The organism is Iodobacter sp. CM08 (assembly GCF_033446605.1).
Taxonomy (GTDB): Bacteria; Pseudomonadota; Gammaproteobacteria; order Burkholderiales; family Chitinibacteraceae; genus Iodobacter.
Map to the genome: position 1 here is coordinate 46070 of NZ_JAWQUO010000004.1, position 26464 is coordinate 72533.

The 26464-nt window shown below is 48.0% G+C and carries 24 protein-coding genes; 6 read left to right on the forward strand and 18 right to left on the reverse strand.

From position 1 onward, the window contains the following. The first annotated feature begins 34 nt into the window (after positions 1-34). Positions 35-1468 carry an ATP-binding protein gene (locus tag R6242_RS02960; RefSeq protein WP_293935067.1) on the forward strand — a complete coding sequence of 478 codons (1434 nt, stop codon included), beginning with the start codon at positions 35-37 and terminating at the stop codon, positions 1466-1468. Positions 1469-1483: 15 nt separating this feature from the next. Here the strand turns inward: R6242_RS02960 and R6242_RS02965 are convergent, their stop codons facing one another. The 9 genes from R6242_RS02965 to R6242_RS03005 form a co-directional block, all read right to left on the reverse strand. Next, entirely contained in the window at positions 1484-3628 is a 2145-nt protein-coding gene (locus R6242_RS02965; RefSeq protein WP_318423511.1) for a CHASE domain-containing protein, read from the reverse strand. An 87-nt stretch (positions 3629-3715) separates the two neighbouring features. Then, positions 3716-4087, reverse strand: a complete 372-nt coding sequence (gene rsfS, locus R6242_RS02970; protein ID WP_318423512.1) for a ribosome silencing factor — start codon at positions 4085-4087, stop codon at positions 3716-3718. Positions 4088-4138: 51 nt separating this feature from the next. Next, positions 4139-4765 carry a nicotinate-nucleotide adenylyltransferase gene (nadD, locus tag R6242_RS02975; RefSeq protein ID WP_318423514.1) on the reverse strand — a complete coding sequence of 209 codons (627 nt, stop codon included), beginning with the start codon at positions 4763-4765 and terminating at the stop codon, positions 4139-4141. Beyond that, entirely contained in the window at positions 4765-6015 is a 1251-nt protein-coding gene (locus R6242_RS02980; protein WP_318423516.1) for a glutamate-5-semialdehyde dehydrogenase, read from the reverse strand. The genes nadD and R6242_RS02980 overlap by 1 nt, the downstream gene beginning before the upstream one ends. Positions 6016-6048: 33 nt before the next feature. Further along, positions 6049-6816 (reverse strand): trypsin-like serine peptidase, encoded by a 768-nt coding sequence (locus tag R6242_RS02985; protein WP_293935081.1) that lies wholly within the window; start codon positions 6814-6816, stop codon positions 6049-6051. Positions 6817-7004: 188 nt separating this feature from the next. After that, positions 7005-7688, reverse strand: coding sequence for a hypothetical protein (locus R6242_RS02990; protein WP_318423520.1), 684 nt, complete (start codon positions 7686-7688; stop codon positions 7005-7007). A 158-nt stretch (positions 7689-7846) separates the two neighbouring features. Further along, complete coding sequence (locus R6242_RS02995; RefSeq protein WP_293935086.1) at positions 7847-9157, reverse strand: ATP-binding protein; 1311 nt, start codon at positions 9155-9157, stop codon at positions 7847-7849. A gap of 261 nt (positions 9158-9418) precedes the next feature. Beyond that, a complete protein-coding gene (locus tag R6242_RS03000) occupies positions 9419-10144 on the reverse strand; it encodes a winged helix-turn-helix domain-containing protein (RefSeq protein ID WP_293935088.1) in 726 nt (241 codons plus the stop codon). A 198-nt stretch (positions 10145-10342) separates the two neighbouring features. Further along, positions 10343-10588, reverse strand: coding sequence for a YfhL family 4Fe-4S dicluster ferredoxin (locus tag R6242_RS03005; protein ID WP_293935090.1), 246 nt, complete (start codon positions 10586-10588; stop codon positions 10343-10345). 266 nt (positions 10589-10854) lie between these two features. On the opposite strand from R6242_RS03005, the gene R6242_RS03010 reads away from it, so the two are divergent. Beyond that, on the forward strand, positions 10855-11256 hold the full coding sequence (locus R6242_RS03010; protein ID WP_412099484.1) for a YidB family protein: 402 nt from the start codon (positions 10855-10857) through the stop codon (positions 11254-11256). Between the two features lie 49 nt (positions 11257-11305). On the opposite strand, the gene R6242_RS03015 is transcribed toward R6242_RS03010, so the two are convergent. The 5 genes from R6242_RS03015 to R6242_RS03035 form a co-directional block, all read right to left on the reverse strand. Then, entirely contained in the window at positions 11306-12631 is a 1326-nt protein-coding gene (locus tag R6242_RS03015; RefSeq protein WP_318423531.1) for an NAD(P)/FAD-dependent oxidoreductase, read from the reverse strand. Continuing rightward, positions 12628-13587 carry a lysylphosphatidylglycerol synthase transmembrane domain-containing protein gene (locus tag R6242_RS03020; RefSeq protein WP_318423533.1) on the reverse strand — a complete coding sequence of 320 codons (960 nt, stop codon included), beginning with the start codon at positions 13585-13587 and terminating at the stop codon, positions 12628-12630. Before R6242_RS03020 ends, R6242_RS03015 begins: the two co-directional genes overlap by 4 nt. 186 nt (positions 13588-13773) lie before the next feature. After that, a complete protein-coding gene (locus R6242_RS03025; RefSeq protein WP_318423535.1) occupies positions 13774-14745 on the reverse strand; it encodes a glycosyltransferase family 2 protein in 972 nt (323 codons plus the stop codon). Positions 14746-14908: 163 nt separating this feature from the next. Then, positions 14909-16921 carry a DUF2298 domain-containing protein gene (locus R6242_RS03030; RefSeq protein WP_318423538.1) on the reverse strand — a complete coding sequence of 671 codons (2013 nt, stop codon included), beginning with the start codon at positions 16919-16921 and terminating at the stop codon, positions 14909-14911. Between the two features lie 399 nt (positions 16922-17320). After that, positions 17321-18115 carry a helix-turn-helix transcriptional regulator gene (locus R6242_RS03035; protein ID WP_318423541.1) on the reverse strand — a complete coding sequence of 265 codons (795 nt, stop codon included), beginning with the start codon at positions 18113-18115 and terminating at the stop codon, positions 17321-17323. A 124-nt stretch (positions 18116-18239) separates the two neighbouring features. On the opposite strand from R6242_RS03035, the gene R6242_RS03040 reads away from it, so the two are divergent. Both R6242_RS03040 and R6242_RS03045 read left to right on the forward strand, forming a co-directional pair. Further along, complete coding sequence (locus tag R6242_RS03040; protein ID WP_318423544.1) at positions 18240-19124, forward strand: DMT family transporter; 885 nt, start codon at positions 18240-18242, stop codon at positions 19122-19124. A gap of 295 nt (positions 19125-19419) precedes the next feature. Next, the gene (locus R6242_RS03045) at positions 19420-20394 is read left to right on the forward strand and encodes a collagen-binding domain-containing protein (protein WP_318423546.1); all 975 of its coding nucleotides are present in this window, start codon (positions 19420-19422) and stop codon (positions 20392-20394) included. Positions 20395-20631: 237 nt separating this feature from the next. Here R6242_RS03045 and metK read toward each other — a convergent pair whose 3' ends face one another. Beyond that, the gene (metK, locus tag R6242_RS03050; protein ID WP_318423549.1) at positions 20632-21798 is read right to left on the reverse strand and encodes a methionine adenosyltransferase; all 1167 of its coding nucleotides are present in this window, start codon (positions 21796-21798) and stop codon (positions 20632-20634) included. Between the two features lie 69 nt (positions 21799-21867). On the opposite strand from metK, the gene R6242_RS03055 reads away from it, so the two are divergent. Then, entirely contained in the window at positions 21868-22749 is an 882-nt protein-coding gene (locus R6242_RS03055) for a lysophospholipid acyltransferase family protein (protein WP_318423552.1), read from the forward strand. Further along, positions 22746-23609, forward strand: a complete 864-nt coding sequence (locus R6242_RS03060) for a lipid A biosynthesis lauroyl acyltransferase (RefSeq protein WP_318423555.1) — start codon at positions 22746-22748, stop codon at positions 23607-23609. Before R6242_RS03055 ends, R6242_RS03060 begins: the two co-directional genes overlap by 4 nt. Before the next feature lie 35 nt (positions 23610-23644). On the opposite strand, the gene ptsP is transcribed toward R6242_RS03060, so the two are convergent. From ptsP to R6242_RS03075, 3 genes are all read right to left on the reverse strand, one after another. Further along, a complete protein-coding gene (gene ptsP / locus R6242_RS03065; RefSeq protein WP_293935668.1) occupies positions 23645-25375 on the reverse strand; it encodes a phosphoenolpyruvate--protein phosphotransferase in 1731 nt (576 codons plus the stop codon). Positions 25376-25502: 127 nt separating this feature from the next. Then, a complete protein-coding gene (locus R6242_RS03070; RefSeq protein ID WP_293935667.1) occupies positions 25503-25775 on the reverse strand; it encodes an HPr family phosphocarrier protein in 273 nt (90 codons plus the stop codon). A 5-nt stretch (positions 25776-25780) separates the two neighbouring features. Continuing rightward, complete coding sequence (locus R6242_RS03075; RefSeq protein WP_293935666.1) at positions 25781-26182, reverse strand: PTS sugar transporter subunit IIA; 402 nt, start codon at positions 26180-26182, stop codon at positions 25781-25783. Positions 26183-26464: the final 282 nt, after the last annotated feature.

Genomic DNA, 26464 nt, shown 5'->3' on the forward strand with positions numbered 1-26464 from the left:
AAGGTTTTGGTTTGGCTCTCTCCATAGGAACAGCATGCGTTTTAGATTCTTACCTCCCTCTTTGCTTGGGCGTTTGTCTTTGGTGATGGTGCTTGGGGTGCTGACTACCATGCTGATTGGCAATTGGCTTTGGGCGAATCAGCTTAAAACCAAGACCGCGCGGGAGGTGAGTGTGGCGGCGCAGCATATTGGCTCGGCGGCGGCCAGTGCGGTGCGGTTTTTTCAGAGCTTGCCGCCTAATTACCGCCCTATTTTGATCGAGCAATTACGCGATATGGGCGGCACGCGGTTTTTTGTGGGCGTGAACCGCGCCCCTGTTGCCATCCAAGAAATCCCCGAATCGCTACTGTCTAAAACCGTGCTAGAAAAAGTGCGCCAAACCTTGAGCGATGATTTGCCTCGGCTATCCGATACTCGCATCGGCTTTGCCATGCCGGATGGGCTAGTGGTATCGGATGAAGGCATCACGGTGGCAGATTTGCCGGAAGAATGGGTGCAACACACCTTATTAATTAAGCCTCGTCCCGCGCCTATCTTGGTGATTCAGGCCGAGATTGAGCCAGGTGGCTGGCTGTATTTGGCCACTTTAATGCCCGATCCTTATTTCTTAGATAATGGCAATCCACTTCCTTTAGATCGATTACTGCTACAAGGCTTAACGCTGGCCACCGTGCTGCTGATGTCCATCTTGGTGGTGCGCTGGATTACTTTACCACTGGCGGCTTTATCCGATGCGGCCGTGGCGTTTGGTAAGGGGGAATCGCCGCCGCTGCCTGAGTCGGGCAGCCGAGAGTTTATTCGTACAGCAAGGGCTTTTACCGCTATGCGAGAGCGGATTGCCCGTTATTTAGAGGATAGAGAGCGGCTATTTGCCTCTATCTCTCACGATTTACGCACCCCTATTACTCGGCTTAAATTACGTGCCGAATTACTCGACGATGAGGAGCTTAGCCAAGCCTTTCATGAGGATTTGGATGAGCTGGATATGATGGTTAAAGGCGCTTTGCAAAGCGTTAAAGACACGGATATTCATGAAAATCACACTGAGCTGGCCTTGGATCAATTGCTTGGGCGCATGGTCAGAGATGCCTCTTTGGCTGGCCACTATGTGGAATATCAGGCCTGTGGGCTGAAAGTGATGGGCAAGCCCTTGGCCTTACGCCGAGCCTTAGTTAATTTACTAGATAACGCTTTGTTTTATGGCAAGGTGGCTAGGATTGCGGCAAGGCAAGTAGAAGGTGGCGTGTGTATCAGTATTCATGATGATGGCCCGGGTGTGCCTGCTGAGGCACTCGCTACCCTGTTTCAGCCCTATGTGCGTTTAGAGCACGGCAGAAGCAGTAATCAGCAGGGCATGGGGCTGGGCTTGGGGATTGCACAGAATATTGTGCAGGCACACGGTGGTGTGTTGGAGCTATTTAATCATCCCGATGGGGGCCTGCTTGTCAGTGTGACCTTACCAGCCTAAGGCGTGGTGCGTTATTTAAGTTTTTAAATGCCTAAAGATTAAGGCTAGGCCAACCAGCGTGCCCTTGCTGTTTTTTAAATGAATCACCGATTCTTTAATGGGCATGGATTGTCGGTGTGTGCTTAATAGTAAGACCTCTCTTGGAGGAGGGGATGTTTCTATGGCACTGAGTGTAAGGTGGATGAGTGAAACTAATGGGCTGTGTTCTTCTAAAGAAATCACACGATAAATACGGTCAATATGCTTGCCAAGGACGGCCGTAGTACGGCAATTAAGTAAATGAATTGCGGCTGGATTCATATATTCCACCTCTCCATTTAAAGCCACTGCAATTACGCCATCGGCCATGCTGTTTAATATTGAGGCAATTTGCTCTTGCAGCGCGGCATGCTCATTATTGCTAGCGATCTCCTTGCTTATGCCTCGATAGCCTAAAAATTCATTTTTCTCATTAAAATAGGCTTGCCCCGAGCTGCAGATAATAATCCGGTGCTCATTGACGTTTAGGGTATAAATAAAATTATAAAAATTTTGCTGTGCATCTAATTGAGCTTTGTGTGCTCGCCAATTTTCTGTAGATAATTGATCATCACCCATTTCCCAGCGGCAGCGGCCAAGTAGTAATGATCGATCTATGGGGTGAGTTTTAAAAAAACCAGCAGAAATTTGTGTAAAACGAAAGTGTGTATCCTGTTCCCAATACCAATCTGTTGCCAGCTCTAGCAAGCTAGTAAAACGCTCACGGCTATTTTGCAACTCGACTAATAGCTCTTTATGCTGGCTAATATCATGCGCAAACATGGCCGAGCCTTCATGCAGCCCTTCTTGATTATAAAGTGGGAATAGGGTGAGTTCGAAATAGTGTAATTCGCCATCCGCATTACGATGCTGACATTCTTGCCGAATTGGGATTGAATTGATTGCTAGTTCCGCAGAAAGTAAAAGTGGCTTGTTTTGGCCTAATAAAATAGGGGAGTGATCAGAAAAATAAATCCGCGCTGCTTGATTGGCATAGACGATATTACCTTGCAGATCACGGCTAATAATGAGATCCCGTGATTGCTCCGCTAATTGTGCCATTTGTTGGAAGTGTTGTTCGTGTTTACGTAAATCTTGGGTGATCTGCTCGGCTAAATCTAATGCAGATTCATGACTATTACGCTGGCGTTGCAGTAAAACGGCAAAAGCGGTAGATAAAATAAGGCCTAAGACCCAAATTAAATATTTAAATATATTTTGTTGTGGAAATGCGCTTTGGTGAGCAAATAGGCGAACGCTCCATTGGCGGCCAGGAAATTGAATAAGCGCGTGAGCACTGAGCTCATTAAATGCTTGGGGCTGTAATTGACCTGGCTTGGGATAAAAAATAGATATTTTTTTTGCTTCAATTAGGCCAGAGGTCGATCCTGTGTCTTGTAGCTGTATTCGAACATTTTTATTAAGATCTTTGCCTAGCCAATTAATGATATTTTCTATGGATAAAACTGCATTAATTGAGCCTATAAATGCCGCCCGCCGCTCTATTTGATTTGTAGCGCCTTTATTGGGCATATAAATTGGTAGATTTATAATAAAGCCTAGCGGTGATTTTTCAGCATTTTTTAGGGGGGCAATCGCCGAAGTGACGGCTCTACCCTGATCACGAGAATATTCAATTGCAATTAGATTGAGCGTTTGGTCGCTGATATCCAAGCCAATTTGTTCATGCGTATTTGGGCCATCTGGATAAAGAAAGTCAATAATTTGATATACAGGGCGAGGGCTGGTGGTTTTTACCGTAAAACTAGGATTTTCTAATTGGCGGGAGCGGGTATAGCTTTCTAAATTTATAGATTGAATTTCGCGAATAAACTGAATAGAAACAAAATTAGGGAAGTGCCCTTGAATATTTTGTTGCTTTAAAATTTGTGTGAAGGCTTGATTCGTAAGATTGGTATTGGCAATGAAGGCGCTTTGTAAGCCTTGTAGAATGTGGTTTTCTTCTTCTAACTGATATTGAACGCGTTCTGCGTAGCTGAGAGCGAGCTGATTGAGCTGGGTTTGTGCGTAATGCTTGTGCTGAATATTGAGCCAAATTTGCAAGCCAACCGTAATCCCAAGCCCAATTGCGAATGTTCGCAGAGCAACACGGTAGTAACGCCAGAGCAATAAAATACTCATTAGGGCGAGTCCTTGCTTTGATGGTAGGAGGCGCTCTAACGGTGGTTAGAGCCTCCCTTTCTTATCGCAGCCGCAAGAAAAATGCGATTACACTGCACTCCAAGGCTTACCCAATGGGCTGAATGTTGGTTTTTGGCCACCCCAAAGTTGTTCTAGGTCGTAGTAATCACGCACTGGCGGTAACATCACGTGTACCACTAATGAGCCTGCATCAACTAATACCCATTCGCCTGATTCATGGCCTTCAGTGCTCATGATGTCATAGCCTTTTGATTTCAAATCAACGGCAACATTGTTAGCAAGCGCTCGAACTTGGCGGTTTGAGTCGCCCGTACAAACAATCATGCAGTCAAATAGATCGGTGAGCTCAGTGGTATCAAGGTCAACAATATCTTTACCCTTGATGTCTTCTAGTGCAGTCATTGCTATTGCACGCATCTGCATTGTGTATTCGTTCATTGCCATTGTTATCTGTTTCCAAAGTAATAGATTTAAAACTGTAAGGCAGTTCTAGATGTTTCTAGAATAAACGCCCGACTGCTGCAAGGTTGCTGCAATTGGGCTAAGTTCGCTTATATCTTCACCGCGTGCAAGTTTCTCACGCAGTTGCGTGGAAGAGACCGACATCAGCGGGAGAGGTAAAACGCTGATTTTACCCCGAGCCAAGGTCTCTGGGGACGCTGGTTCATATCGTTTGGCCAATTCACTGCTTATGACTTCAGGAAATTGACTAAATCCGGGGCGGTTGGCCACGACCATATGCCCTAGTTCTAACAGTTCTTGCCATCGATACCAGCTTGGCAGATGGGCAAATGAATCGCCACCTATCAGCCAGACTAATAGGCTATGCGGTTGTTCCTGTTGTATCTCTGTCAGGGTATCAAAGGTATAGCTGACACCCTTCCCCCTTACTTCCCTATCGTCACTCAGCAGGTTTTGCTCAGTGGCTAAAGCAAGGTTGAGCCATTCCAAACGCTGGGTGGGCGTGGCTTGGGGGGAGGTTCGGTGTGGTGGTACGCCAGTTGGAATCAAGCGTACTTCGCTTAAGGCAAAGGTATCTCGCAGAGAGCGGGCGAGTGCCAGATGCCCAAAATGCACAGGGTTAAATGTGCCACCATAAATCCCTAGTGCCTGCATTAGCTACGGATTTCGCCGTTGCCAAATACAATCCATTTTTCGCTGGTTAAACCATTAAGCCCAACGGGGCCACGGGCATGGATTTTATCGGTAGAGATGCCAATTTCTGCACCTAAACCATATTCAAAGCCATCAGCAAAGCGGGTAGAGGCATTAATCATCACGCTGGACGAATCTACTTCACGCAAAAACTGCCGTGATTTTGTGTAGTTTTCGGTGACAATTGCATCGGTATGATGGCTGCCCCAGCTATTGATATGCTCAATCGCTTCATCTAAATCGCTGACAATTTTGATTGCCAGAATTGGGGCCAAGTATTCAGTGGCCCAGTCTTCTTCTGTGGCGGCATTAATATGCGGCAGCACGGCTAGGGTTTTGGTGCAGCCACGCAGCTCCACGCCTTTGGCGGCGTAGATATCGGCCAGCGGTGGCAATATCAGCTCGGCAACCGTTTCGTGCACTAGCAGTGTTTCCATGGTGTTGCACGTACCGTAACGATGCGTTTTTGCGTTATCGCTAATGGCAATCGCTTTTACTGGATCTGCTTCATCGTCGATATAAACGTGGCAAATGCCATCCAAGTGCTTGATGACCGGTACTCTGGCGTCTGCGGCAATTCTGGCGGTCAGGCTTTTGCCGCCACGCGGCACAATCACATCCACAAACTCGCTCATGGTAATCAGCTCGCCCACGGCGGCGCGATCGGGTGTTTCAATAATTTGTACGGCGGTGGCGGGTAGGCCTGCAATTTTTAGCCCTTCGCTTACACAGAGTGCAATGGCTTGGTTGCAATAAAAGGCTTCGCGGCCGCCACGTAAAATGGTGGCGTTGCCAGATTTAATACAAAGGCCAGCTGCGTCTGCGGTGACATTGGGGCGGGCTTCGTAAATAATGCCAATCACACCTAAAGGCACACGCATTTTGCCGAGCTGAATGCCGGATGGGCGAAATTTGAAATCACCCATCTCACCTACTGGGTCTGGCAGGCTGGCTATCTGACGCAGGCCATCGGCCATGCTTTCAATTGTTTGGGATGTGATCAGTAGGCGATCCAGCATGGCTGGCTCTAGCTCATGTGCTTGATCCATATCGCGCTTATTTGCGGCGAGCAGCGTATCCGCGTCGCGCAGCAGGGCATCGGCAATTGCATTTAATGCCTGATTTTTGGTCTGCGTGTCCGCTTTTGCCATCAGTCTGCTGGCTGCACGGGCTTGGCGGCCCACTTGCTGCATATAAGCTTTGATATCCATTTTTCTACCTTTGGGCCTCTTAAGCTGCAATTATCAGGGTTTAGGCGGTAGTTGCAAGACTGTTACACCGACATTATCGGCTTTTTTACGATTAAACCAGTCTGGTGCAGAGCTTTGTACCGCAATAATCTGCGGGCCGCTGCTCGTATTTAGCCAGATTGGCGAGCCTGAGTCACCAGCAAGCGTATCGCAGCGATGATAAATCGTATTGTTTGGGCGTAAGCGGGTAATTTTGCAGTCTTTATGCGCTGTTAGCTCTGTATCGTGGTCTTCGGCAAAGCCCGCCTGTGTTGCTCGTGATTTTGCGCTGGCAATAACAGCTTTTAATTGGTCTTTTTTGCCGTTAAATAGCGGTAGCGGCTCTGGCGCTTTGCCATCAACTAATTTTAGCTTCAACCAAGCGATATCGTAGGCGGCAGCGGAGTCTTGGATGTAAACGTCATCCCCTTTATAAACCAAGCCCTTTTTAAAGCTAGGGTGAAAATATTGCCCGACTACTTGATAGCGCGCCTGATACTCACCTTTATGAAAGCCCGCTTTAAACCAGCGTCCTGCATCCAGCTTTTTTGCATCCATTAAGAAACAATGTGCGGCAGTAATGGCTAAATCAGGCGCGACTAGCGTGGCGGTACAGGTACTTGCTGCCACCGTTTCTAGCTGGCCAATCGCTGCAAATGGCGGAGCATAAGGGGCGGCAATAAATACCCTATCATCCTGGCCAAAAAACAAAATTTTGTTTTCTTTACTGGTTTGGGCAAAAACGCTGGAGCTGAGGGCAAGAAGAAGGATGGCGTATTTCATATCTTATTTATAAGTTTTGATCGTGCTAAATATTGCGGCTTTGGGCTGCAAAATGTATGCACAAAAAGAGGGTGAAGAATGATTAGGATAAGTTGATGACGTTTAGTTCATTCACTTATGCAAATCGTTCTTTTAAAACAACAAAAACGGGGACCGCGAGGTCCCCGTTTTTGATACAGCGTTTGATATTACTTAGCAGCAGAAGCGGCAGAAGCAGCAGATGCGTGCTTTTTAGCTTGAGCTTTTTGTACTGTAGAAGCAGCAGAAGCAGCAGCTTTCTTAGCTTGAGCTTTTTGTACTGTAGAAGCAGCAGAAGCAGCAGCTTTCTTAGCTTGAGCTTTTTGTACTGTAGAAGCAGCAGAAGCAGCTACTTTCTTAGCTTGAGCTTTTTGTACTGTAGAAGCAGCAGAAGCAGCTACTTTTTTAGCTTGAGCTTTTTGTACTGTAGAAGCAGCAGAAGCAGCTACTTTTTTAGCTTGAGCTTTTTGTACTGTAGAAGCAGTAGAAGCAGCTACTTTTTTAGATTGAGCTTTTTGTACTGTAGAAGCAGCAGAAGCAGCAGCTTTCTTAGCTTGAGCTTTTTGTACTGTAGAAGCAGCAGAAGCAGCTACTTTTTTAGCTTGAGCTTTTTGTACTGTAGAAGCAGCAGAAGCAGCTACTTTTTTAGATTGAGCTTTTTGTACTGTAGAAGCAGCAGAAGCAGCAGCTTTCTTAGATTGAGCTTTTTGTACTGTAGAAGCTGCTGGAGCAGCTTTCTTAGCGTGCTTTTCAACTTTAACTGTTTTAACAGTAGAAGCTGTCGATGCGTCAGCAGCGAATGAAGTAGCTGAAACGAAAACTGTAGCGAGCAATACGGCAAGAAGCTTGTTCATTTGATTTAGATCCTGAATGATTTATTGGGTTGGTCATGCTATGGGATGGATTATCAACACTTCCTTGCCGAAGTTCGATAAGCACTTGGTAGCAGTCTGTAACGCTATGTACGTTGGCTACGATAAAGGTAGGCGATGAGCGTAGTTACCACGGTTGCCTATAGCACGGAGCGACCCGCATCTTTTAATGGCGTTGGCCAACTCAGGGTAACGCGTGCGCCGCCTAATGGTGCATCGCTAATTGCTGCCGATCCCCCGTGCCCGCGCATAATCATTGAAACGATGGCGAGGCCAAGCCCAAAGCCGCCGGTTTGGCGATTACGGCTGACTTCTAAACGCTCAAAGGGTTGCAGCAGGCGTTGGCGCTCAGATTCTGGAATCCCTTGGCCATTATCATCAATATGTATTTGCGCCCTGCCGTTTTCCCATTGCACCGTTAGTGCAATTTGAGTGCCGCCATAGCGCCGAGAGTTGCTCATTAAATTAGCTAAGGCACGGGTTAGGTAATGACTATCTGCTTCCAAATAAGGTGTTTGGCCTGGTAGTAGATTGATAAGCTCGGGGGTAATGGAGCTTTGGCTACTAAACTCGCTGATTTGTCGCCGTAGCCACGGCAGAATTTCTATGGGCTGGGTTTCTAAATTGAGTTGGGGCTTATCTAAAGTCGACATGGTGAGCCATTCTTCGATTAACTCGTCGATTTGGCCTAGATCGCGCTCAATGGCAATAATTTGCTCGCTGGTAGACGCTCCGCTTTTTATGGCTTCTAAACGATAACGCAGCCTAGCTAAGGGGGTGCGCAAATCATGTGACACCGCATCAATCAGCGCCTTGCGGCTGGCCGTGAGTTCTTCTACATCGTGGGCCATGCGATTAAAGGTGACGCCGAGCGAATTCAGCGTTGAGCTTTCATTAAGGGTTACCCGAACACTGAAATCCCCTTCGCCCAGTTGGCGGCTTTGCCGTGCCATATGTTGTAAATCTCGCCAAAGCGGGCGCATCCACAGCCAAGTAGGCAATCCAAGCGCTGCACACATGAGTAACAGCGCCACCATGTCAGGCCAAGAAAAATTGTCCAGCCGCTGCAAATAAGGCACCGGCCCCAGTACCACCATCAGCTCGGTATGGGGGATGCGGTGTAAATAAACGTCCTGATTTTCTAGGAAAATAATGTCGCCATTGATCAGTGCCTGCTGATTACTTTTGCTGAGCGTGTAGGCGTTGAGTGTTTCAATTTCTACTGGTAGAGGCAGTTTGTTTTTAAGGCGCTTAACTTCATCATGCCAAATTGAAGGGGGTAAATCGCCAAGGGTGGACTCGATCACGCTGATGGTGGTTTTGAAAATATCCGATAGATAATGTTGATTACTGCTTTCAAATAGATTTTGATAGAGCTCATCAATCACAAAGGATGACGCCAAAAAACAGACCACCACGGTAAGATAAAAGCGTAGAAAGAGTTGGCGCATAGGGGACCGCTTGTTGGGGATGGGGATCGGGAGACTGTTATTTGTTAGTAGGTAGATATGAGGTAAAACTATTTTTTGCCCGTAAAAATCACTACGGTTTGTTGACGCTGTATTCACAATTACGCTGAGCCGTGAATTCAGCGCCAACAGACTTTAAAGACGCGATAACTTATAGTTTTTGTAGAGCGAGCTTAGCTTTTTGGCTAGGCCTATTCGTGATTTTTTGTGAGCTATGCAGTAATTTTGATTCCCGACGCTCGCTTACTCTTGCCACCAGATGTCCGTGGCAAATAAATAACCTTTATGGCGGATGGTTTTTATTTTGCGTGGCTCATGTGGATCATCATCCAGCTTTTTGCGCAGGCGTGAGATCGCCACATCGATGCTGCGATCCATTCCGTCGTACTCAATGCCGCGTAATACTTTTAATAAGTGATCGCGCGATAAAATATCGCCGGCTTGGCTGGCTAATGCCCACAGTAAATCAAAATCACCCGTGGATAAGCCTAGCGCTTCGCCGCGATAACTGGCGGTGCGGTTGCGTAAATCAACCAAAAGCTGGCCAAAATTTAGCGTAGAGCGATCGGCCGCAGGTGCTGGGCTGGATACAAGCGGCGTGCCGCTGGCCGTTTTGCGTAGATGGGCACGAATTCGGGCCAGCAACACCGAGGGCGGTGTGGTTTTAACCACGTAGTCGGTCGCGCCGATTTCAAAGCCTAGAATCTGATTCATATCGCTATTAAGCGAAGTGAGTAAAATCACTGGGCCAGTCCAAAATTCGCGGATTTCACGGCATAGCGTTAGGCCATCTTTGCCTGGCAACATAATATCGAGCAAGACCAGCGATGGTGGATTATTACGCACCGCTTCAATGAGGCCGCTGCCATCGGGTAATACTTCAACAGTAAATTCAAACGAGCGTAAAAAACTTCCAACCAGCTCCGCCAGTTCTGCATCATCTTCAACAAAAAGAATGCGATGGTTCATTATTATTCTCGTGGATTGGATTTGTTACGAAGGAAAAGCGCTTTGCAGGGTAAAACCAGTCAGTAGCGCAGTATAAGTAGCGTTGATTAAAAGCCAGCGTAACTCGCTTCGCGAGTAATGAGACAAAGGTTTTTCAGCATGCTACACCATGGTGGGAGCGCTTTGCTGGAGCAGTTTTGCCTCTCTACTTACAGATGTTTAAGCACTGATGATGAGGTACTTTTTATGTAGCTCTTCTTTGGTTTCCTTGTGTTCAGGATCAAGTGGAATACAGTCAACAGGGCATACTTGCTGGCATTGTGGTTCATCGTAGTGCCCTACGCATTCGGTGCAGAGGTTTGGATCAATTACATAGATCTCGTCGCCTTGGCTGATAGCACTATTCGGGCACTCAGGTTCGCAAACGTCGCAATTGATACATTCATCAGTAATGATTAGAGCCATGACGCAAAATCCAGTGCAATTAAACAGATAGGCAAATTGTCCCATGTTCTGCTATGCCGCGACAACGCTACTGTTAAAAAGCTGACGAGGCGTAGTGTGTCTGTCTGATTTTTGTTAAATAAAATCGATGTAATGGGCCAGAATAATGGGCGATAGCTGGGGGCCTGCGGTAGTTCAGGTTAACAATTATCTTGGTCTAGTCTAAGTCAGTAGCGCCCTTTTAGGGCAGAATGGTCTTTCCTTCATCTTTGCTTGGAGTACACCGTATGGGACTTATTGATCAATTAGCTGGGCAGTTGTTGGGCGGAAAAGAATTACCAGATGGTTTAGTTCAGTCTTTATCTGGCTTATTGGAGCAACAAGGCGGTATTTCGGGCTTGGTTGAAAAATTTCAAAACGGTGGGCTAGCCGATATCGTGCAGTCTTGGGTGGGGACTGGTGATAACTTACCGGTTAGCAGCGAGCAAATTGAAGCTGTTTTAGGTGGCGATGCTATTGGTTCTGTGGCAGAAAAACTGGGTGTTAATCCTAGCGATGCCGCAGCCAAAATTTCTGAATACTTACCGCAAATTATTAATCAACTCACTCCAAATGGTGAAGTGCCAGAAGGAAGCGGGAATTTGCTTTCAGCTGGGCTAGATATGCTGAAAGGCAAGTTGTTTGGTTGAGATTTGCGGATAAAGCGATTAGGAAAGCCCCTTGCGAGGGGCTTTTTTCTTAGCTATTAATTAAATCGCTTAAATGCCGCCCCATTCTGCGTCCCTCGCGGATGGCATAGTTGGTACCTCGGTCCTCTGGGTAGATTTGTGCCATTGAGGCTAAAAATAAGCCGTGCTGCGGTGATTCGCAGGCGGGGATGAGTTGGCTATAGTGTTTTTCAACCACGGGTTGGGCCCAGCGGGCATGCCAAACATGGTGTTGCGTGATCCAGCTCTCTTCAAATTTTGGAAACATGCGACGTAGGTGGGGCAGGGCAAAGGCCAGCAACTCGTCGTTACTCATTTGATAAAGCGCGTCGGTGTGCGGTAGGTATTTAGATAGATAAACGATGTGCTTGCCGTCATAACTCTTGGTGCTTTGAAAGTTGGTGTGTTCAATCACCCCCACAAAGGGAAAGCTTGGATCGTTTACATTGAGCCAATAGGTATCCGATAGCGAGCGATCTAACTCTAGTACCAAGCAAACATTGGCAAGATAGTTAATGCGCTTAAGCTGGGCTAAGTATTCTGGGCTAGCCCAAGACTCAATCATTTGCGCTAGCAAGGGCAGTGCTGGAGTAGATACAACGCGATCAGCAAGGATTTCTCCGCTGGTGGTTTTAATCAGCCAGCGGCCATCTTGGGGCTGGATGGATAGTACGGGAGTGCTAGTTTGTATTTCTGCCCCACGGCGCTTTACCTTGGCAGCAAGCGCTTCAACTAGGGCAACAAAGCCGCCTTTAAAGTAGGCCAGCCGCTCTTCGCCACCCTTGCCACGGCTGCCGCCGCGCAGCTTCAGCTTATTCCAAAACCACACCGCTGAGATTTGGTCGGCCACTGCGCCAAATTTGCCGCGCAGTAATGGCTCCCACACAATACGGTAAACATTGTCCCCGCCTAACTCTCTTAGCCATTCTGCGGCAGTTTTATCTTCTAGCTCTTGCCAGTTTTCTACCTTGCGGGCCTTCAGGGCCAACAGGCCTAGGCGGATGCGATCAGGGAAGGCGAGCGGTTTAAACTTGAGTAAATCCCAAGGTGTAGAAAGCTTGAAAAACTGATTGGCAAAATACATGCCGGTGTTGCTAGGGTTGATTTTTACTTTGTCGCAAAGATTCAGCTCTTTAATTAGCTGCATCACTTCTAAATCATTGGTAAACCAATGGTGATAAAAGCGATCTAGTTTCTCGGATTTTTCACCAATATCAAAGGCGGCAGCCAAGCCGCCGATATCTGCTTCGGCCTCTAGGATGATCACATCCACGCCCGCTTTGCTTAATTCATAAGCTGCTGCGAGGCCAGTAAAACCTGCACCAATAATGGCGACTTGGGTGTGCTGAGTCGTCATGCTTTTCTCCGAGAAACAAGTAACCACAGCCCACCCACTAAGGTGGGAGGCAGCCAGATTAATAAGTGGGCAATAAAGGCAAACGCGGCGGCGGGCACGGGGGCGTTATGCGTGAGCGTCATGGCCAGCACGGCAAAATAATCAAAGGTACCAACATAGCCAGGCGTGCTAGGAATCAGCGTGGCGAGCGTGGCCAGCGGCAGGGCAAACCAAGCACCTGCGCTATTGATTAAGCCTGGAACACTTTGTGCCACGCACCAGAAAGTGAGCCCTTCTAGTGACCAAACGATCAGGCTCATGGCGATCAGCGGCAGGATACGTCGCCCGCCTAAATTGGCAAGCAGGCTAATGGCCCCCGCTACTTCGTCGGCCAAATGGTTGCCGCTGTGCGGTGCTAGTTTATGGATAAGGCGTAGGCAGGCATTAATAAAAAGCTGCAGCCAGCGGGGAAAGGCCAGCAAAATAAAAATAACTAGGGCGAGTAAAACCGCGCTGCCCGCACCGAGCTTACCAAAGGCAGGCAGGGTTTCTATGCCAAAAACCCACAGGCCTAGGCCAAGAAACAGTAGCAGGCTGGCTAGATCGAGCAGCCTTTCTACAAATAAAGAAGCTAAAACTTGCCCCGGCCCAGTGCCTAATTCCTTATTAAAAGCAAATGATCTGGCAAGATCGCCTGCCCGAAACGGCAGCAAGTTATTCAGTGCTAGGCTACTTAAAAAGGGTTGGAGGCAGGCGCGTGGCGTGGCGGCAGGACTGCTGGTGCGCAGCATGCTGCTCCAACGTGCGGCGCGGCCAGCCAGCCCACTACAAAATATCACTAGCGCCAGTAGCAGCCACAATGGATTGCTACTACGGATGGCCGAGGCAAGTTGAATCCCGTCGGTTTGCGACAAAATTAGCCCAATTAAGGCAATGGCGATGATCAGGCCAATGAGGGTGCGTAGATGGCGTTTCATAGCGTGCTATTCATATTAATCACTTCTGAAGTTGGCATAGATTGGCAAGACGCCTTGCCAAACCCAAATCTTGAACTACGAAGTACACAGAGAATACGGCGCTTCACAGAGAAACCCATAGCAGGCTACCTCTTGTTTTTCTTTTCTCCGTGGTTCAAGGTTTGGGTTTTATCCTTTATTCGTTATTTATTTTCTATCGACTACCGGGCTGCGCGAGAAGGTGATTTCTTCTTGAAATCCAAAGTATTCTTGCACCACGTATAAGGGTCTTTGTTTGGATTCTTTGTAAATACGGCCGATATACTCACCTAAAATCCCCACGCAAATTAGCTGTACTCCGCCTAAAAACAGCACCGCTATCATCAGCGCCGTCCAGCCTTCTACCCAAATATTGGTGAAAATCCGTAAAAATAGGGCGTAGAAGATGCCGATTAAGGCCAGTAAAGAGGTGCCCATGCCCATGGCCATGGCCAGCTGCAAAGGCTTGGCAGAGAAAGACATAATGCCGTCGCAGGCAAAGCGGATCATTTTTGACAGCGGGTATTTGCTTTTCCCTGCAAAGCGCTTGGCGCGTTGGTAGGGCAGTGCAACTTGCTTAAACCCGGCCCAGCTCACCATGCCGCGTACAAAACGATCTCGCTCGGGCATGGCTTTTAGCGTGTCGACAACGGGGCGGCTCATCAGGCGAAAATCACCGGTATCGAGCGGAATAGGCACATCGGAGAGGCGATTTAGCAGGCGGTAAAAACACTTGGCGGTGGCGCGTTTAAAGGCGGATTCACCAGGTCTATCGGTACGCGTGCCGTACACCACATCAAAGCCTGCCCGCCATTTTTCAAGCATGGCGTGGATGGCTTCGGGTGGGTCTTGTAAATCGGCGTCGATGAGCACAACAGCATCGCCTCGAGCGCAGTCTATACCTGCCGTCACCGCAATTTGATGGCCAAAATTGCGGGCAAAGCTCACTAGCCGGATGCGTGTATCGTGGCTAGCGTGTTGTTTTAAGATGCTGCGCGTGGCGTCTGTGCTGCCGTCATCGACAAAAATAAATTCAACGTCTAGCTCGTTCAGCTCGCGGCTAAAGGCCGACAGCCGTTTGAGCGTTTCGGCAATCACGGCTTCTTCGTTGTAACAAGGCACGACAATAGATAGCAGCATTAGAGTCCTTGACGTCATAAAGGTGTTTTTAGTCCACGGAAATCACGAAATGCACTAAAAAAACAATCAAACACACGATCTTTTATTGTTTGATTTGAATCAATGCGGATTGCAAGAGAGTGTATGTTCGTGTTTTTCGTGCCTTTGATGGACCAAGCATTGTTTAATTTTTTCTCCTGACCCAAACGCCCATTTTTTCTTCTGGCGTGTCTAGGAAAGCTTGCCAGTAGTACTGGCTGGCAATGGCTTGGTTAATGGTTTGCCAATTAGGCGATGTGCTTTCTGGCCTGCCCCATACCACGTATTGCACTTTGTGCTGCAGCAGCCAAGGCAGTGGCGCTGGGGGTTTGGCTTGATAAAAGTCTTTGATCTCTTGATTGAGCAGCCAAACTTCCTGAGGAGCACCATGCCACAAACTGACATGATTAGGCCAGCCAAGTAAAGATCTTTGTTGGGAATACAGGGAGAAAAGTGTTTGATTGGTGTAAGCATCGTTAAGCCAGTTTTCTAGCACAATGCCTTGTGGCGCTTGTTTTAAAAACTGCACGATGTCCTTAACGGGGGCATCATTGGTAAACCAATGTGTGCCGGCCAGTTTGCCTAAATCACCTTTAGGGGTATGCCAAATATATTGCGCGGTATTGATGGCATAGCTGCAAGTCAAAACTAGCACCAGTGCGGCGCTGTGCCTTACCCAGCGGCGGGCCGAGCCAAGTGCCATTGCACCTGCGGCTAACAGGCCTCCGCTCCACATCCAGCCCCACCACTTCATGGTGGTATTGGTGCGCTCAAACTTGCCTGCACTTGGGTCATCTACAAATACAAACTCTCCTAGCAATAACATGATGGCAAAGGCAATCACGAGGGCTAAGGCGAGGGGGCGCTGGCGCTTTTCCGTGAGGGCTAAGCCAAACAGCGCTAATAAAGGCCATAGCAGGAGGATAAATTGGGCGATGGGGGTGCGATCAATGCTGTGCACCAAGCGGATGGGCGTACCAATGGCTTGGCTGGCAAAACCGGCTAAAAAAGGGTAAATCAGTAGAAAGCCCAGCAGGCCACCGGTAAGAATCGCCTGCCAATCGGGTGGGTTTTTGCAGTAGTGCCGCCAAGCCGCCCAGCTAAATAGCAATACAGCCAGCAGCGGGGTGATCCAAGTATTGGTAATTAGCATCACCGGCAGGGTAAGCGCTAGCAGGCCTTGGGCAAGGCGCGGGTGCAGGATTTCTTGCTCTGAGCGTTTTTGCTCTAGCCAGCCAATCAGGGCCAGTGCTAAAAACAGCAGCATAAAGCCACCCAGTGGCGGGTGATAATCGCCAAGGAAAAACTGATAACCAAAGTTTTCTAGCGGTAAATCCCGCGCTTCAAAATCAGCGTTGGGCTTGGTTGCTGGGGTAAGCAAGGGGAAAAGCTGGCGGCCTAGCTCGGTATTCACCCGAGCATCGTAGCTGCCAATAAAACGCGCACTGGCCCACATTTGATCGTTGGCTTGCCAGCTAATCGGGCTATCGCTGGCGGGGGTCACAAATAAATTTAGTAGCGGTGAAACGCCGGTGCCACCCAGTGCTAAGGCCGTAATCAACAAGATGCGATGTGCTCGCCCAGCCACAAAGCGCGAGGCAAATTCCCAAGCAAGGCTTAAGCCCAGCGCCATCAGTAGGGCAAAGCCGATGTTATAGGCAAAACCAATATCCCAGCCAAAGAGGCGGCCCATGAGGGCGGCGGCATAATGCTGAAATGCATAATAAAAATCAAAACGATGGCCAGCAAACCAATGGTCTGGTGGCGGTAATAGGGCCCCAGAATAGTAATTGGCCATAAAATAAAGATCGGTTACCCGCTCTGAGGTGGGGTAAATCGCTGGAAATATAAACTTCCAAATTAAGCCATAGGCAAGGGCCAATAAAAAGGCGATTTCAGCCGCTTTAAAACGATGACTCGCTGCTTCTTGTTTAAATAGGTATAGGGTAAAGGCAGCAAGAATGGTGGTAATAGGCCATAGGCCATTGAGATGACCAAGGCCAATAAAGTGCTCAATAAAAAACATTACCAGGCTAATGAGCATCACCCCCACACTACGGGCGATAGCATAGGGCATGATGCGGCCCAAAGCTAAGCTTAAGCCAGCCAAATGCAGCCAAAGCAGCGCAAGGCTGGCGGCGAGGTGGATCATGGTCATTGGAGAGCTTCCCTTTTTCTTATTTTTAGGTAATAAGCACTAAGGTTTGTTTTTATCCTATTTTTGCATTGATGACAAATTGTATTGCAATACATTGACTGCTATGTAAATTGCATAAGGGATGTTGCGCAGTAAGATAAAAAACCGCAGTCCACGAAAAGCACAAAAAACACGAGCAGATCATGGATGTCATCACCCGTTGCTGAATCCATGCGTTTATTTTTAAACTCAATCACTTAACACCAAAACAAAAAATGGCTGATGCCTATTGCTTTGTTTTTTCGAGCATTGAGTGTTTTTTGTGGATAAATAGTCTTTGTGCGTAACATCAGTTACATAAGTAAAATAAGGATTGAATTGGCTTAATTAAGTGGGGCGCATAGTTTATCTAATCCTATTTTATGGATGGCTTGCCCCATGCATTTGCCGCCGATATCGCTCGGGGGAAAAGCCAATTAATTGCTTAAACATGGCAATAAAAGCCGATGGCGAGCCATAGCCTAAGCGCCAAGCAATGTCTTGAATGGATTTGTCTTCTTTTAGCCACGCCAGCGCTTGTAATAAACGGATGCGATTGCGGCATTGGCCAAAACTCATGCCCAGCTCTTTTTGAAAGCGCCGCGCTAAGGTGCGCTCGGTGCTGTGGACTTCTTTAGCCCAGCTAGCAAGGCTGCGATCGTTATTGGGCTCGGCTTGCAGGGTATTTAAGATGGGCAGCAAGAGCCGGTCTTGGCTGGAGGGGAGAAAGTTGGCGGCGCGCTCACATTGGCTGAGCCGAGTAATCAGCAGCTTTGCCTGATGATGATCGCTAGCATTTTGCATATGGCTGACTTGCCGCTGGCAAAAGTCGCTAATCAGCGCACTAATTAAAGGCGTTTGCGCAAGCAGGCAAGTTTCTTGGGGTAAGAGCTGGGCTAGCTCCCCCGAAACATAAATTGAAGTGTAATCGAGCGCTTGGCGTACATACGCTGCATGGGGGGTATGGGCAGGAATCCAAACTAGAAAATTGGCTGGGGTGATGAGCTCTTGCTGCTCCAGTGATATTTCCATAATCCCAAGGCTAATCCAGCAAATTTGCCCCCAAGGATGCTGATGGCTGCTGCATTGCGTATTGGCCAGCATTTGCTGATAGCGAAAATACAATGGATTGGGTGGCGTTAAGTTTAAATCGGCGTGGCTATAGGTCTGGGGCATTGCGAAGGCCTTGGGGGCAGGGGATTTGTCTGCTTACAGATATGCTTTGTCTGTTTTGCCGTATTAGCATTAAAACAGACACGCCTATACTAGCGGCTATTGATTCTTATTGAAAGTTTGCCCTATGCATATATTGTTCCCACTTTTGGCCGTGATGATTTGGGCCACCAACACCGTTGTATCTAAAGCCGCGGCGGGTGTGCTTGAGCCAGGTGCAATTTCGTTTTACCGCTGGTTTTTAGCCGCGCTCATTCTTACGCCGTTTTGTTTTAGAGCTGTTTGGCAACAACGCCAAGCGATTCGTCCTTATCTAGGTAAGTTTGCAGTGCTGGCACTGCTTGGCATGGTGCTGTTTCAGTGCATTGCTTATTATGCGGCGCACAGCACAACGGCCACCAATATGGGGGTGATTACCTCTTTAGTGCCGTTGTCATCCTTGCTGCTCAATGCATTTATGACCAAAACGAAGCCAAGCATGGCTGCAAGCTTAGGGATATTTCTCTCGCTTTGCGGGGTGCTGTATTTACTGGGTCAAGGGCATCCCGCCAGCTTGCTACTGAGTGGGATTAATCATGGCGATGCCTTGATGCTGATCGGCACGGTGGCTTACGCGCTTTATGGCATTTTATTACGCCGCTGGGCCTTGCCTTTTAAGCGCTGGCACAATTTATATATTCAGATTGTTCTGGCGGTGCTGATGTTGATTCCGGTGGCTTTTAGTGCGCAAAGCATGGCAATTCCAGCAGAAGGCGTGGGTTTGGTCTTGTTTGCAGGCATTGCTTCATCACTGATTGCTGCATATTGCTGGATGCAGGGCGTGCACCACTTAGGCGCAGATCGAACTGCGGTATTTATGAATCTATTGCCCTTATTTACGGCTTTGATTGCAATGTTTAGCTTAGGGGAGGCGATTCAAGGCTTTCATCTTATCGGCGGAGGATTGGTACTGCTTGGAGTGATTGTTGCGCAAATGCAATCATGGATGAAATTAAAAAATCTAAATAAGTAAAAGATTATTTGTTGGGTTTTTTAAACAAAACACTCATTAAAACGTCATTGAAGCTTCTTAATGATGTGGTTTTTTATTGGCAAGTAAATTGTTTTACGTAGGCTTTTTTACTTATTTAACATCTTGTTTTTACTTGGATTATGGTCGTAGAAGGGGAGGCGATTAGTTACTTGTATGCCCTTGTCATTTGAAGTATTTATCTTGTATTTCATCTGGGTTGCCAAATTAAAGCGCCATGGCTGGCGTAGATTCGTCATAATTCGCTCTGTATATACAAAAACAGGAGGGGGCGATCATGATTACTCGTTTTACTTTAATTACTGCGGCTATATTAGCATTTGCTCAACCCGCTTCAGCGGCAATTTCTAATTTAGGAGTTGCTAATGATTATAGTGGTTTTTTCTTTTCTAATGTAAATGGCGGTAATGATGTTGAGGGTAAGTTGGCCGTTGGTGGTAATTTAACGGCAGCCTCTTTAAATTCCATTGGCTACCGTAATGCTAATGGCACTAAAGGCCCTTCTTTAGTTGTTGCTGGGAATATGGTGGATAAGCAGCTGGATATCTACAATGGCCCAGTAAAGAAGGTAGACACCAATAAAAGTTATGGCCCTGATGTAAAGCAGGAGTTAGGCGCTTTGAAGGCGGGTTATGGTGTTGTTGGCGGTAAGATAGTCAGTAATAAAGGCTGGGCAAATTTAAAAACGGATATCAGTATTAAATCTGTAGTTGATTTTGATAAAGCCAAGAAAGATTTAAGTGCGTTATCTAATGGCTTAGCTAGCAGTAAAACCAATGGTCAGGTTATTCATGAAAATGGTGGCTTTACCTTAAAAGGCGATAATAAGTCTTTGCAGCAGGTATTTAATTTAAAAGCGACTGAGTTTTTGAATTTGAATTTAACTGATATTAAAAAGGGTGCTACCGTTATTATCAATTATACCGGCACCTTTAGCGATATCGTTTTAGCCGGTGGACAACTAGGGCAGATGGAAGCAATGCGTGGCAATATTTTGTTTAATTTGCCAAATGCTAAAAAGCTATCGGTAAACACCTTTGTTTGGGGCAGTATCTTAGCGCCACAGGCGGCTATTTATGGCCAAGCACACGTTGAAGGCTCTTTGATTGCTAATTCCTTAGAAAGCAATCTAGAACTTGGCTATGAGCCATTCAAAGGACATTTAACTAGCCCTGTGCCAGAGCCAGAAACTTATGCTCTGATGGGTATGGGTCTGATTGGTTTGGTTTTACGCCGTCGCAATAAAAAATAATTGAATTAAATGATAAAAAACGGGGAAGCAAATGCTTCCCCGTTTTTTTTGAGTGGAACTATCTAGCGGTATATTATTTACTGATGCTCTGCAGAAGCTTGGGTAAAAATTTTTGATCGCTGAAGACACACAGCATATTTGCTAAAGCCACTTCCTCAAAAATTTAGGGGCGCAGCAGGCAGCGCCCCTAAGGTGCTTATGGATGGTGCTTTTTCTACTGTGTGTGATAACCGCGGTTTACAGCCCTGCTGCAGCGCGTAGAACTTCAACTTTATCGGTATGTTCCCACGAGAAATCTGGCTCTTCACGGCCAAAGTGCCCGTAAGCGGCAGTGCGGGTGTACACCGGGCGCAGCAGATCTAGCATTTGGATAATACCTTTTGGGCGTAGATCAAAGTGTTGTTTGATCAGCTCAACAATCTCGTGCTCTGGCAGCTTACCTGTGCCCCATGTATCCACCATGATCGATACCGGTTGTGCCACACCAATCGCGTAGGAAACCTGCACCAAACATTGCTTGGCGATACCCGCAGCAACGATATTCTTCGCCACGTAACGGCCAGCGTAAGCGGCTGAGCGGTCTACCTTGGATGGATCCTTACCCGAGAACGCGCCGCCACCGTGTGGAGCTGCACCACCGTAGGTATCTACAATGATTTTACGGCCCGTTAAGCCGCAATCGCCCATCGGGCCGCCGATGACAAAACGGCCAGTTGGGTTAATCAGGTATTTGGTGTTTTTTAGCAGCTCAGGTGGAATCACTGGCTTGATGATTTCTTCGATCACGGCTTCAGATAGCTGAGCGTGGCTCACATCTGGGTGGTGCTGGGTGGATAGCACAATGGTATCGATACCAATGGCCATGCCGGTGTCTTTATCGTAACGCACGGTGACTTGCGATTTAGCATCTGGGCGCAGCCAAGGCAGGCGGCCATCTTTGCGCACTTCGGACTGGCGCTGCATTAGGCGGTGCGAGTAGTAAATCGGCATGGGCATGAGTTGAGGGGTTTCATCGCAGGCATAGCCAAACATCAGGCCTTGATCGCCAGCGCCTTGATCTAAATCTAAGCCTTGACCTTCGTTTACGCCCTGAGCGATGTCTGGGCTTTGCTTGTCATACGCTACCAGTACCGCGCAAGTTTTGTAATCAAAGCCAATATCACTATGGTCGTAGCCGATACGCTTGATGGTATCGCGAGCAATTTGAATATAATCCACATTGGCGTGAGTGGTAATTTCACCAGCAAGCACCACTAGGCCGGTATTAACCAGTGTTTCTGCAGCAACGCGTGCATGCTTATCTTGCGTCAGAATGGCGTCAAGGATGGAATCAGAGATCTGATCCGCTACCTTGTCTGGATGGCCTTCAGAAACCGATTCAGAGGTAAAGAGGAATTCTTTCATTATTGTTTCCCTGTCAAAGAGGGGCTTAGCAGCCTATTTTGCCGGTAGAATCCGGGGCTGGCCCTAATATTGCGTAAAAACCTGATGCTGCTGCTAAAACCTTTTGCTTACTTGCCCCTGTGGCTATTTCATGGCCTTGGGGCCTTGCTAGGCTGGCTGGCTTGGCTGTTATCGCCACGCTACAGACAGCGTTTGGCTGCCAACTTGCAGCAGTCGGGTATTGCGCAAAACGGGGCAGATTATAAGCGATTGCACCGCTTAAGTGTGAGTGCCCATGGCATGGGAGCGTTAGAACTTTTACCAGCTTGGCTTAGAACCCCAAAGCAGGTTGCCGAATGGGTAAAAGAGCGCGATGGTTGGCAGCATGTTGAGGCGGCTTTACAAAGCGGTCGGCCCATGATGTTTGTTTCCCCTCACCTTGGTGGAATCGAGGTCTGTGGTGTGTATATAAGCACACAGATCCCTTGTGTGCTGGCGGCTTTGTATCGTCCCCCCAAACTTAAATGGCTTGAGCCTTTGATGGTGACTGGCCGAAACCGCGCCAATGGCCGCGCAGCCCCCGCCAATGCCAGTGGCGTAAAGATCTTACTGCGCACCTTAAAAGAGAAGCAAGCAATTTATATACTCCCAGATCAGGCTCCTGGGGCAGGAGAGGGCGCTTGGGCTCCCTTCTTTGGTAAGCTAGCTTACACAATGACTCTGCTTCCCCGCTTAAGCAAATCTACTCAGCCAGTTATCTTAATGTGCTTTGCCGAGCGGCTATCTTGGGGGCGTGGTTTTAAAATGCATTTCGCTCCGCTGGATGAGGCCTTTGGCGGGGATGCGCAAGCCGATGCAGTAATTTTGAATCGTAATGTAGAGCAGATGATACGGCTTGCACCTAGCCAATATCTATGGAGCTATAACCGTTATAAGCGCCCAGCAGGCGCACCTTTACCTGAGGATGTATGAGTTACCGTTTTTTACTTGGATTGTTTTGGTGTTTAAGCTGCTTACCTTTAGCGCTTTTGCGTGGTCTTGGAAATATATTGGGCAGAGCGCTTTATCTGGCCGTAAAAAGCCGCAGAAAAATTGGGCTGACTAATTTAAAGCTCTGTTTTCCAGAGTGGCCCCAGGGCGAGCATGAGCGGGTATTAAAACAACATTATCAAGCGCTTTGCACCTGTATTTTCTATTACAGCAAGCTTTGGTTTGGCTCTAAAGCGCAAGTCGAGAGTTTGGTTCGTCGGGAAGGGTTCGAGCATTTTACGGCGGTAGACACTGAGCATTTAATTGTTCTGGCACCCCACTTTTTAGGCTTAGATTTTGGTGGTGTGCGGCATATGGTGGATCATCGTGGGGCAAGCATGTATTCATCTGCCCATGATAATGCCTTTGATTTAATGCTACTGCGCGGGCGCAGCCGCTTTAATCAGCCACTGTTAATCAAGCGCAGCGAAGGGATACGCGGTATTTTGCGGGCGATTAAACAGGGTGTGTGCTTCTACTATCTCCCCGATCAAGATCTTGGCCCGCGCGAATCGGTGTTTGTGCCTTTCTTTGGGATTCAAACCGCCACCGTGCCGGGCTTATCTCGGCTTGCAACTATGGGCAAGGCGCGCGTGGTGCCGATGATTACCACACTAGAAAAAAACGGCTTTGTCTGCCGCTATTACCCCGCGTGGGAAAATTTTCCAAGCGACGATGTGATGGCCGATACCGCCCGCATGAATGCTTTTATTGAAGAGCGGGTGCGTGAGCATCCGTCGCAATACTACTGGCTACACCGCCGCTTTAAAACTCGCCCCGAGGGTGAGGCTAGTTTGTATTAATTAAACCTGTAGGGGCACGGCATGCCGTGCCCTGTTTACAGCTGATGCAATTCTTGCAGCAACTCCCTTAGGCATTGGGCGTCTTCTGCGATGAGCATTTGCTCTACGATAGGCTTGATTTTTTGCATCTCGCCAGTCAGGATTTCTTGTTTTACCTTGAGTAGCTGAATCGGCAGCATAGAAAACCGGCGTAGCCCAAGGCCAAGTAAGAGCCGTGTTAGCGCTGGATCGCCCGCCATTTCCCCACACATTGATACTGGTTTGCCCATGCGGGTGGCGGTGCTAATAACGTGGTGCAGTAGCTGAATCACCGCAGGGTGCAGTGGGTCGTATAGATGCGAGACCGCATCATCGTTACGGTCTACCGCTAGGGTGTACTGGATTAAATCGTTGGTGCCGATCGAGATAAAATCTAGATGCGCTAAAAACTGCGCCACTTGCACGGCGGCTGCAGGCACTTCAATCATGCCACCTAGCTCGATGTTCTCATCAAAAGCCACGCCATCGTCCCTGAGCTGGGATTTAGCTTCTTCTAAATGCTTACGAGTTTGCCGTACTTCTCCCACATAAGAGAGCATGGGGAGTAAGAGCTTGATTTTGCCGTAGGCGGATGCCCGTAATAGGGCGCGCAGCTGGGTGCGAAACATTTGCGGCTCAGCCATGCAGAGGCGAATGCCGGTCAGCCCTAATGCTGGGTTAGGGGTTTCACGCTCTTGTTGCCACTTAGGAATTTTATCTTTGCCTAAATCGACGGTGCGGATAATCACCGGCTGGCCTTTCATCGCCTCAGCCACTTGCTTATAGGCAAGAAATTGCTCTTCTTCGGTGGGTAAATCAGATTCAGATAAAAACAAAAACTCTGAGCGAAATAGGCCCACACCGGTAGCGCCGTTTTCTATGGATAATTTGCAATCGTCTGGTACTTCAATATTGGCAAACAGCTCGATCTCTTCGCCGTCTTTGGTGATGGGCTGACGGGTACGAATATCTTGTAGCGCTTTTTGTTTTTTAAGCCAATCGCGCTGACGATGGCGATATTCTTTAAGAATGACTTCGTCAGGATCAACGATCACAATGCCGTTAATCCCGTCAACAATAATCAGTTCGTCTTCACGGATCAGCTCACGGGCGTGGCGCAGCGCCAGCACGGATGGTAAATCCAAGCTGCGGGCTAAGATGGCCGTGTGTGAGGTGGGGCCGCCCACATCGGTAATAAAGGCGAGGTAGTCGGTGTCTTTAAATAGCACCATATCGGCGGGGCTAAGATCGTGCGCTACCAGAATACAGTTGGGGGCAATTTCGGCCAGTGGGTGCGAGTGGTTTTCATGACCAGCCAGCGTTTTAAATACGCGCTCAACCACTTGAATCACATCGCTACGGCGCTCTCTGAGGTATTCGTCTTCGATCTCATCGAATTGGGCCAGCAGTACTTCTAGCTGTAGCTTGAGCGCCCATTCGGCATTGCAGTGCTGCTGCTCGATCAAATGGCGCGGCTCTTTAGAGAGCATATGATCATTAAGCAGCATGATATGTAGGGATAAAAATGCGCCTAGCTCGGCGGGGGCGTTTTCTGGGATGCTGCCCCAGAGCATTTCTAAAGATTTACGGGTAACGCGAATCGCGTCATCAAAACGTGCAAGCTCGGCGGGAATATCGGCGGCGGATAGTTGGTAATGGGCAATTTCAATATCGGCGTGGGATATCAGATGAGCTTGCCCGATCGCAATCCCCCCGCCAATGCCAATCCCTTGTAGCGTAATGCTCATAAGCCTCCTTGCCACCGTGCCGGTGATCGCAATCTATTTTGGGTACAAAATCTCTGTTAAAACTGAGCCTGCGGCAAGTGGCAGACCTAGCTTTGCATCTTTAATCTGCTTTTTTGCAAAGCGAGCCTTACTCGCCTTCACCAAATTTATCGGCAATTAAGGCCGTGAGTGCGGTCATGGCCGTATCAGCGTCTGGGCCATTGTCGGTTTCTAGCATGATTTTGCTGCCTTTGCCCGCCGCTAACATCATCACGCCCATAATTGATTTGGCATTCACGCGTTTCTGATTGCGGCTTAGCCAGACTTCACATTGAAATTGGCTGGCTAGTTGGGTGAGCTTACTAGAGGCACGGGCATGTAAGCCCAATTTGTTGACGATTTCTACTTCATTGATTGGCATACCGCTTATTCCTGATCTGTGGTTGGCAGCATGTACAACACACCTTCTAAGCCACCGGTAATGGCTTTGCTGACTACAACGTCTAATGTTTGATGGCTATAGCTGAGGGTTCTTACCAGCATAGGCAAGTTTACCCCTGCGATGGCTTCTACTTTGCCAGCCTCAACTAAGCGTTGGGCGACATTAGAAGGGGTTCCGCCATAAATGTCTGTAAGGAGTAATACACCTGAGCCATCGTCTAAATCGCTAATCATTTGGCGGGCACGCCGCGCCACTTCATCAGGATCATCGGCTTTGCTGACGGATAGTTGCAGCAAATTAGGAAGATCCCGCGCCATGATGTGCTGCGCGCACAAGACTAAGGCTTCGCCTAAAGACACGTGTGTAACAATAATAATACCGACCATACCTTCGTTACCTTAACTTGCGTAAGTTTCATGTTACCATTTAGTAGGCTTTGTTGCTTGCTACAGATATGACGTAAAACAATTTTTACTGATGAAAAGCAATGCTTCAAGACGCTTTTAAGCAGGGAGCCATGAGCGAGAGTCTGCAAATTTTTAAAACGTAAAGAAAGCGTATTCCGCAGACATGGTTTTCTCTGTAAAACACCGCGTCCTCTGGGTTTGCTGGCTTTACAGCTCCTGATTATGCCTCTTGCTCAATCTCATTATAAATATCGTAGGGCG